General features: G+C 65.4%; 9 protein-coding genes. 8 read left to right on the top strand and 1 reads right to left on the bottom strand.

What is annotated here, in order from left to right; all coding sequences use genetic code 11:
• Nucleotides 1-809 precede the first annotated feature (809 nt).
• From AC1DYN_RS22950 to AC1DYN_RS22915, 8 genes are all read left to right on the top strand, one after another.
• Nucleotides 810-1,283 (top strand): phage regulatory CII family protein, encoded by a 474-nt coding sequence (locus AC1DYN_RS22950; RefSeq protein WP_477963428.1) that lies wholly within the window; start codon nucleotides 810-812, stop codon nucleotides 1,281-1,283.
• Nucleotides 1,283-1,567 carry a hypothetical protein gene (locus AC1DYN_RS22945; protein ID WP_477963427.1) on the top strand — a complete coding sequence of 95 codons (285 nt, stop codon included), beginning with the start codon at nucleotides 1,283-1,285 and terminating at the stop codon, nucleotides 1,565-1,567. Before AC1DYN_RS22950 ends, AC1DYN_RS22945 begins: the two co-directional genes overlap by 1 nt.
• A 72-nt stretch (nucleotides 1,568-1,639) precedes the next feature.
• Nucleotides 1,640-2,536 (top strand): helix-turn-helix domain-containing protein, encoded by an 897-nt coding sequence (locus AC1DYN_RS22940; RefSeq protein ID WP_477963426.1) that lies wholly within the window; start codon nucleotides 1,640-1,642, stop codon nucleotides 2,534-2,536.
• The gene (locus tag AC1DYN_RS22935) at nucleotides 2,533-3,894 is read left to right on the top strand and encodes a replicative DNA helicase (protein ID WP_477963425.1); all 1,362 of its coding nucleotides are present in this window, start codon (nucleotides 2,533-2,535) and stop codon (nucleotides 3,892-3,894) included. Before AC1DYN_RS22940 ends, AC1DYN_RS22935 begins: the two co-directional genes overlap by 4 nt.
• Nucleotides 3,895-3,911: 17 nt before the next feature.
• Nucleotides 3,912-4,709 (top strand): hypothetical protein, encoded by a 798-nt coding sequence (locus AC1DYN_RS22930; RefSeq protein ID WP_477963424.1) that lies wholly within the window; start codon nucleotides 3,912-3,914, stop codon nucleotides 4,707-4,709.
• 144 nt (nucleotides 4,710-4,853) lie between these two features.
• Nucleotides 4,854-5,330, top strand: coding sequence for a terminase small subunit (locus tag AC1DYN_RS22925; RefSeq protein WP_477963423.1), 477 nt, complete (start codon nucleotides 4,854-4,856; stop codon nucleotides 5,328-5,330).
• Nucleotides 5,331-5,335: 5 nt separating this feature from the next.
• Nucleotides 5,336-7,438, top strand: a complete 2,103-nt coding sequence (locus AC1DYN_RS22920) for a phage terminase large subunit family protein (RefSeq protein WP_477963430.1) — start codon at nucleotides 5,336-5,338, stop codon at nucleotides 7,436-7,438.
• Complete coding sequence (locus AC1DYN_RS22915; RefSeq protein ID WP_477963422.1) at nucleotides 7,420-7,821, top strand: Mor transcription activator family protein; 402 nt, start codon at nucleotides 7,420-7,422, stop codon at nucleotides 7,819-7,821. Before AC1DYN_RS22920 ends, AC1DYN_RS22915 begins: the two co-directional genes overlap by 19 nt.
• Here the strand turns inward: AC1DYN_RS22915 and AC1DYN_RS22910 are convergent.
• Nucleotides 7,787-8,320, bottom strand: a complete 534-nt coding sequence (locus AC1DYN_RS22910; RefSeq protein ID WP_477963421.1) for a hypothetical protein — start codon at nucleotides 8,318-8,320, stop codon at nucleotides 7,787-7,789. The two genes, AC1DYN_RS22915 and AC1DYN_RS22910, sit on opposite strands and share 35 nt — an antisense overlap.
• Nucleotides 8,321-8,636: the final 316 nt, after the last annotated feature.

The raw sequence follows: 8,636 nt of genomic DNA, 5'->3' as shown, positions 1-8,636 counted from the left end.
GTTCGGCAGCCTCCATCTTGCCGATCGACTTTATTTCCTTCGAGCCGTTGCCCAACCACTGGGAGACAACAGAGGAGCTTTGGCCCGAAATCTTCACCAGATCCAGGTGCTGCCACTCCATCGCAGCCATCACTTCGGCAAGGCGGTTCTTCAACGATTTCATGTATAGATTTAGCCAGCTAAACGAGTTAGCGTGCTTGCCGGATTCCTATTAGCGTGCTAACGTATATGCATGCTCAAGTCTCATGCGATTTCCTTGCTCGGCGGAACACCGACGGCGGTTGCCCAGGCGGTTCGGGTGTCCACCTCGGCGGTAGCCCAGTGGCCCGAAAGGCTTCCCGATCGCATCGCCGATCGAGTCCTCGCTGCGCTGGCCAGAAAGCACCTTCCGGCTGAGATGCTGGCGGGCTGTTCCTGCGACTCACCCAGTCAGGCGTCGAGGGGCAGCGATGCCGCGTGACATGCCATCGGACCTTCTGCCGATTGCCCGCACAGCGCCGCGTCCAGCGCTGCCCACAGTTGCCGTGCCGCCGGTACGCCGAGGCACAACGTGGCAGGGGCCTGTGCTCCTGGCGCCCGCAACGTCACCTCCAGCGCCCCCAGCGGCCCGATAGGCGAGGGGATGTCGACGAACTCGACGCTCGCCTGCGCGAACACGCTGCCCCACCGCATTCCTTCCTCCATGCCTTTGCCTCCGATCGTCGCTGCGCCACAGCGCGATCGGGTTCCATGCCCGAGGTGCGCTCACTGGTGCGCAGTATCGGAAACAGGGCAGGGCACATCCATAGCAACCCCCACGGACCCATGCCATGAACGTCCAGACTGCCGCCTTCAACCTCGTCCACGACTATCCCGGAGGCGCGACCGCACTCGCGCCGCTGCTCGGCAAGAGCGCCTCGACGCTCAGCCATGAGGTCGACCCCAACTACCCGACCGCCAAGATCGGCCTGGCCGACGCGCTCAAGCTCACGCTGCTGACGAAGGATCGCGGCATCCTGAACGCCTTCGCGCTCGCCAGCCACTGCATGGTGCTGCCGCTGCCGGCCTGCGCCGATGGCGTCGATGACGACACGTTCAAGGGTGTGACCCGCATGGCGCGCGAGTTCGCCGAGGTCATCGGCCAGATCGCCGAGGTCACGGCCGACGGCGCCGTCACCGACAACGAGCTGCGTCGCGTCGAAGGCGAAGCCTCGGAACTGATGTCGGCGGTGCAGGCTGTGCTCGTCGCGCTGCGCGTTCGCAACGAAGCGGCCAAGCCGCAATCGATGCGGGAGGCGCGCTGATGCATACGCACATCGCATCCACGCCCAGCCTTGCCATCGACGTGCTGGCCCGCGACACGCTGGAGCGCCTGAGCGCCGACGACCTGGCGACGGTCCGCGAGTCCGAGTTCATCTTCGCAGCACTTGCCAAGCACCGCCAGCGCACCTCGCGTCTGACCTACCTGCCGCTGGGCATCTGCCGCAACTGCGAAGAGCGGTGCTTGCCGGGCGAGACCTACTGCGACGACGACTGCCGCACCGACCACGCCGAGCGCGAATGCCGGCAAGCCCGGCTTCGCGCCTGACCCACACCTCGACATGACCGAACGACAAGACGCATTGCGACCCAGGTGGCCGCAAGGGAAGGGTGTTGCCAGATGAGCACCCTTGTGATGGCCGCGTGCTGGCCGCTGACGATGCCGCCGACGCCCAAGGCCGTCCTGATCAGCCTCGCCGATCAGGCGAACGACCAGGGCGTGTGCTGGCCGAGCATCGACACGATCACGGTGCGCACGTGCTTCGGTGAACGCGCGGTGCGCAATGCCATTCGCTGGCTGGAGACTGCGGGGTTGGTGAAGGTGGAGATCGGCGCCATGAAGGCGAACCGTTACACCGTGACCCCGCGCGGCTTCGGCGGCGAACAGGCCAGCGCCCGACGCACCCCGGCACCAGATGCCCCCGGCAGCAAATGCCCCCCTTCTCACCTGACCACCCCGGCACCACGTGCCCCCCGGCACGAGATGCCCCCGGCACCAGATGCCGCCCACCCGGCACGAGGTGCCGCCCAACCGGCACCAGATGCCGGTCACCCCGGCACGACGTGCCCCCTAACCGTAATAGAACCAATACAAGAAATACACCCCCAACCCCCTGAAGGGGCTGAAGACCCCTGGTCGGATGAAGACGACGAAGGCAAGGCTTCGAAGCACAAGCCGCTGGTGAGCCTCGCCACCTTCCTCGCGATCTGCAAGGCCGCCGGGGAAAAGCCCATCCCCGAGAACGACTCGGTCTTCGAGTACTGCAACGACGCCGGCATCGACCGCGACATCCTGCTGCTGCACTGGGTCGAGTTCAAGACCCGGCGAAGCGCCCAGGGCAAGCGCCAGCGTGACTGGCGCCAGACCTTCCGCAACAGCGTCCGCGACAACTGGTACCGCCTTTGGTACTTGAAGCCGGGCGAGGCCGCCCAGCTCACCACCCAGGGCCTGCAAGCGCAGGCCGTGATGCAACGCCACATCGCCACCAACGCCGCAACCCAAGGAGCCGCCGCATGAGCCGCCGACCCGAAGCAATGACCGCCCCTCACAGCGACGAAGCCGAGCACGCAGTGCTGGGCGCGCTGCTGATCGACAACCAGGCCTTCGAGGCGGTGAGCACCGTCCTGAAGCCCGAGCACTTCTACCAGACCGACCACCGGGCGATCTACGAGACGATCAGCGAACTGCTGATCGCCGGCAAGCTCGCCGACCTCGTCACCGTCCGCGAGAAGGGGCACCACGACATGGTGTACCTGAACCAGCTGATGTCATCGGTCGTCAGCAGCCGCGCGGCGCACCGCCATGCCGAACTGCTGGTGGACCGCTGGCGCGAACGGGAACTGATGCGCCTGGGCTCGACCCTCGCCGACGACATCCTGCGCGGTGCCCACGATGCGAAGGGCAAGCCGCAGCCGGTCGACCAGGTGATCGACCAGATGATCACGAAGCTGATGGCGCTGAACGCGGTGGCGGAGCGCAACGAGCCGCGCGACATCAACGAGCTGGTCGTGGGCTTCGTCGACGACCTGGAAGCCCGCTACGACGGAAAGATCACCACGGTCCCGACCGGGCTGAAGGATCTCGACCACTGCACTGCGGGCGGCGGCCGGCCGGGTGAGCTGTGGGTGATCGGCGCCAGGCCGAGCATGGGCAAGACCGGCATGGTCCTGACGCTCAGCCGCAACGTCGGCCGCAAGCACCAGGTGCTGATGCTGACCCAGGAAGACAGCCTGAACTCGCTGACGGCCCGGCACGTGGCGGCGGCAGGGCGCGTCAACCTCGCCGACCTGCGCAACCCGCAGCGGGCGCCGCAGAGCATGTGGGAAGGCGTCACCGAGGGCGTGGACGCGCTCGGCAAGCTGCGCATCGCGATGGACGACCAGGCGGCGCTCTCGATCATGGACGTGCGCCGCAAGATCCAGCAGGTGAAACGCCGGCACAAGGAACTCAGCCTTGTCGTCATCGACTACCTGCAGCTGATGGAGGGCGACGGTGACAACCGGAACCAGGAACTCGGCAAGATCGCCAACGGCCTGAAGCGGGCGGCCAAGGAATTCGGCGTCTGGATCATCCTGCTGTCGCAGATGAACCGCGAGGCCGACAAGCGCAGCGGTCCGCCGCAGATGAGCGACCTGCGTGACAGCGGCGACATCGAGGGCGCGGCGGACCTGATCGGACTGCTGCACCGCGAACACCGGCGCAACCCGACCGAGGCGAACAAGTTCCACGCCGAGCTGCACGTGGTCAAGCACAAGAACGGCCCGACCGACACGCTGAACTTCACCTTCGACGGCGCGCACCAGCGCTTTACCGACTGGGAAGGACCGCCGCCGACCAAGAGCCTGAAGGCGCAGCGCGGCGGCGGCCTGGATTGATCGAGGGAGGAGAACCGATGGTGAGGATGAACATCCGCTTCGATGCGGCGCAGGTCGCGAGGGCCTTCGGCGAGCTGCAGCAGGAGCACCCGAACGTGATGGCGCAGGCCATCAACGACACCACGCGCGAGGTGCGTGACGCCCAGGTGGCCGAGATACGCGCGAGCTTCGACAACCCGACGGCCTTCACGCTGCGGGCGCTGCGCACGACTTTCGCCACGCGGACCAAGCTGCAGGCGATGGTGTGGCTGAAGGACGGCACGACCAGGGCGCACTACCTGATGCCGCAGATCGAAGGCGGCAACCGGCCGCTGAAGCGCTTCGAAGGGATCCTCGTGCAGGCTGGGCTGATGCGCAAGAACGAGCGGGCGGTGCCGGGCGCAGCGGCCAAGCTCGATGCCTACGGCAACATGGGGCGCGGGCAGATCGTGCAGATCCTGAGCCAGTTGCAGGCCTTCAACCTCGCGGGCTCGGATGCCAACGCGACCAACAGCAAGCGCTCGAAGGCCAAACGCAGCAAGGTCGAATACTTCGTTGCGCACGGCGGTGAATCGCGTCAGGGTCGTGGCTCGTGGAAGCACGGCGACAAGGTGCAGCACCTGCGGCGCGGTGTGTGGGCGCGGTACCGCTTCAGCGCGGGCAGTGCGGTCAAGCCTGTGCTGCTGTTCGTCAACGGCACGCGGTACGGTCGGCGCTTCGACTTCGTCGGCACGGCACAGCGTGTGATCGATGCGCGCTTCAAGCCGCACTACGAGCAGCGCATGCAGAAGCAACTGGCGAAGCTTGGGTTGTCGAGTGGAGGGCAGGGCGCATGACCACCTCGACCTCAGTGCCCACCACCCCCACCCCCCWAGACGGGTCCTCCCGGGAGACCTCGGTCAAGGGTAATTCGAACCCCGTTCGCACCGCAGTTGCGGGGCGTTCCTAAGGGGGTTATATCCATGGGAGAGCCACAGGACATGCTGTCTTCGCCCGTGACGCAAGAGCAGTTCGGTGACCTGGTCGGCATAAGCCAGCCCGTCGTCAGTGACCTGCTCGCGCGCGGCATCTTGCTGGCCGGCCAGCCGGCGGCGACCTGGCTGCGCGCGTACACGAAGCACCTGCGTGAGCAGGCGGCGGGTCGCGGCGCCGACGGCGAGCTGGCCCGCGAGCGAGCCCGTCTCGCCCGTGAGCAGGCAGACCGCGTCGCTATGGACAACGCGGTGAACCGCCGCGAGCTGGCGCCGGTGTCGGTGCTCGAGCTGGTGCTCGCCAAGATGGCCGGCGACGTGGGCAGCTTGCTGCAGGGCCTCGTGCCGCGCGTGCGTCGCCGCGTCGACCTGCCCGGCGAGGCGCTGCGCATCCTCGACGAGGAGGTCACCAAGGCCCGCAACCGCGCCGCGGCGATGACGCTGGCGGACGCCGAAGAAGAACCCGACGAGGAGGAAGAAGCTTGAGCGACATGACTCACGTGATCGAGCTGGAGCGGCCGATGTCGCTCACGGACCTCGGCACCGAGCAGCGCGACGAGATCAACGCCGCGCTGCGCCGTGGCCTGCGCCCGCTCGAAGCCCCGACGCCGATGCGCCTGTCGCAGTGGATGGCCGAGCACTTCTACCTGTCGGAGGAGAGCAGCTACGAGCAGGGCCGCTGGGAGGCCTACCCGTACCAAGTCGCAATCGCCGACTGCATCGGCCACGACGAGATCACGCATGTGACCTGGCGGAAGTCGGCGCGCACCGGATACACCAAGATCTTCCTCGCGGCGATCGGCTACTTCGCCGAGCACAAGCGCCGCAACCAGGCGGTGTACCAGCCGACCGACGAGGACCGCGACGACTTCGTGACCACCGAACTGGAGCCGATGCTGCGCGACGTGAAGGTCATGCGCCGCGTGTTCCCGAAGTTCAACCGCAAGTCCAAGGACAACACGATCAAGAAGAAGCGGTTCCTCGGTTGCCAGCTCCACCTGCGCGGCGGCAAAGCCGCGAAGAACTATCGCCGCATCACGGTTGACTGCGTCTACTACGACGAGACGGACGGCTTCGATCGCGACATCGAGAAGGAGGGTAGTGCCTTCCGCCTGGGCGACAAGCGCATCGAGGGTGCGACCTTCCCGAAGTCGGTGGCGGGCAGCACGCCGAAGCTGAAAGGCTTCAGCCTGATCGAGGACCGGGAGCACCAGGCCGACGTGCGCTTCCAGTACTTCATTCGCTGCCCGCACTGCGACGAGGAGCACACGCTCGACTGGGGTGGCAAGGAAGCCCGACACGGGATGAAGTGGACCGACGGCGATCCGGAGACGGTCGGCCACGTCTGCCCGCACTGCGGCGTGTGCATCACCCAGACGGAGTACCTGGCGGCCTGGCGCGGGCGCTGGAAAGCACAGGACGGCACCTGGATCGACGAGCGCGATCCGATTCAGCTGCGCTTTCGCAATGCGGCCGACGACGAAGTGGCTCCACCCAAGCATGTCGCCTTCTTCTGCTGGACCGCGTACAGCCCGCAGGCGACCTGGGTCAGCATCGTGCGCGACTGGCTGACCGCGGCGAAGAAGGCGCAGGCGGGCGACGACAGCGACCTGAAGACCTTTATCAACACCACCCGCGGCGAGACCTACGAGCAGGAGCTGGAGAAGACCGACGCCAGCCAGCTCGCGATGCGCGGCAAGCACGGGCATCCCTTGCGCACGGTGCCGCGCGGGGCCGTGAAGCTCGCGATCGGCGTGGACGTGCAGGGTGACCGCTGGGAACTGGTGGTGTGGGGCTTCGGGCGGGGCGAGGAGATGTGGGTCGTGGATGACCTGGTCATCTACGGCAACCCGGCCGACCAGCGCGAGTGGGATCTGAAGCTCGACCCGGCGATCAAGGCGACCTACCGGCATGCCTGCGGCGTCGAGATGAGCGCGGGCGCAGTGGCGATCGACACCGGAGGGCACTTCACCCACCAGTGCTACGTCTTCGTGCGCAATCGGCCGAACCAGAACCTGTACGCGGTGAAGGGCGAGACGCGATTGGGCCGACCCATCAAGAGCGCCAGCGTGCTTGTGGACGTGAACGAGCGCGGCCGAACCATCCGCAAGGGCGTGCGGCTGTGGCATGTCGGCACAGACACCGCGAAGGACCTGCTGTACGGCCGCCTGCAGGTCAGCCAGCGCGGCCCTGGCTACGTCCACTTCGCGCGCGAGCTGACGGCCGAGTTCTACGACCAGCTCACGGCCGAGAGCCGGATGCTGGTGAAGACTGGCCGCGGCGAGGAGCACCGCTGGCTGAAGCCGGCCGGCAAGCGCAACGAGAAGCTCGACTGCACGGTGTACGCGTTGTTCTGCGCGCAGATGCTCGGCCTGCACACGCTCAGCGACAAGCTGTGGGCACGGTTGGAGGCGGGATTGGAACCTGATCTGTTCGCGAGTGTCGCGCGGATTCAGTCCACGGTATCAGGCGATGTCACCGCAGTGCAGGCGTCTGCACTGTCGGGCAGCGTCCGATCAAATGTCGATCCGCCACGTTCTCGAATCAGTCCAATCCAAAGTATTGCAAGCGAAGCATGGAGCAACCGCCTGTGAACAGACCAGATGACACGGTCGAGATGGCCGCACGCAAGGCCGATCACGCCGCCCAATGGACCGTCGACATTCGCGAGATCCTCCAGGATCGCTTGGGGTTGAAGGATCCGTGGGCCAGCTCGATCGCTGCGGAGATCGTCGCCGGCATGCGCAATCGTCTAGGTGGGGCGAAACTGTATGTTCCCGGCCCAGACCTGCGCGACAGAGATGCCCGGATTCGAGACCTGTTCAATGGGCGTAACGTACGGCAGCTCAGCGAACTCTTTGGTCTGTCGCGGTCACAGGTCTACGCAATATGCGCGAGGCGACACCCCGGACGTCCTGGGGAGGAGAGGAAATCTGCATCATCTAGCCTGGTAGGAAGGCAAGCACCGTCACTTTGACGTCTCCGTCAAAGGAGCCCGTCTGATAAGGACCATGCAACTGCTGATTGGATTTCTGATTGGCTCCGCACCAGGCTTGCGTGACGACGCCTACGAACGGTTTTGTTGAAGTCGAAGGATCGCCGTGGCCTACGAACTGTCGAACGGGGCTTGCGCTGTTCCGCATCGATTGGAAGTCGAAGTATCTGATCGTGCCTCCGGCGAGGATGGCATTCAGCCAATGATCCCGACTCACGCGGTCGTAAGGTACTAGCCCACGCGCGAACACCGCAAACACGGTCTTGTCTGGCTTGCTGAGCATCCACTTCTCTGCCTCTGCGAGAGGGATTTGATCTTCCGTCCTTGTTGCGATGCGCCCGGTCTTCAGCGAAACGTAGCGGGAAATGTTCGACGCTTGAAGCTTGTGGTTGGTGCCGAACTGCATGGCGTTTTCCACGTTGTGCAGTGCACTTGACGCCATTCCCGAGGAGATCGCCGAAGTGCCGATCGTGAGATTCACGGCACCTGCGGCGGTACACCCAGCGCAGTTCAGTATCGATTGGCCTCTGTACGGTGCGGCGGCTTGGCCGGGTATTGAGTTGACATGTCCGACCATTCCTTGCTCCCCTGATCGACGGAACCTCTCCGTCGTCTTCAGCGTAGATCACCGCGGTCGACTTTGACAGGCGCTGGTGGCCAAAGTCACGAGCCCATCGACTTGGCATCGATTGCTCGATCTGCAACGCTCTTTGGGTGCGATGCGGTACGAAAGTCCAGAGTCTGGGCTGCAAATCGGACACACCCTTCGTCACCATGACAGCATGCACAACGCACTT

This window comes from Rhizobacter sp. P2_D12, from assembly GCF_056404395.1.
This window is presented reverse-complemented; position numbering and strand designations above follow the sequence as displayed.

Coding starts and splice junctions, on each gene's coding strand:
- AC1DYN_RS22950 (WP_477963428.1), top strand. CDS start 810: ATGAACGTCCAGACTGCCGCCTTCAACCTCGTCCACGACTATCCCGGA.
- AC1DYN_RS22945 (WP_477963427.1), top strand. CDS start 1,283: ATGCATACGCACATCGCATCCACGCCCAGCCTTGCCATCGACGTGCTG.
- AC1DYN_RS22940 (WP_477963426.1), top strand. CDS start 1,640: ATGAGCACCCTTGTGATGGCCGCGTGCTGGCCGCTGACGATGCCGCCG.
- AC1DYN_RS22935 (WP_477963425.1), top strand. CDS start 2,533: ATGAGCCGCCGACCCGAAGCAATGACCGCCCCTCACAGCGACGAAGCC.
- AC1DYN_RS22930 (WP_477963424.1), top strand. CDS start 3,912: ATGGTGAGGATGAACATCCGCTTCGATGCGGCGCAGGTCGCGAGGGCC.
- AC1DYN_RS22925 (WP_477963423.1), top strand. CDS start 4,854: ATGCTGTCTTCGCCCGTGACGCAAGAGCAGTTCGGTGACCTGGTCGGC.
- AC1DYN_RS22920 (WP_477963430.1), top strand. CDS start 5,336: ATGACTCACGTGATCGAGCTGGAGCGGCCGATGTCGCTCACGGACCTC.
- AC1DYN_RS22915 (WP_477963422.1), top strand. CDS start 7,420: ATGGAGCAACCGCCTGTGAACAGACCAGATGACACGGTCGAGATGGCC.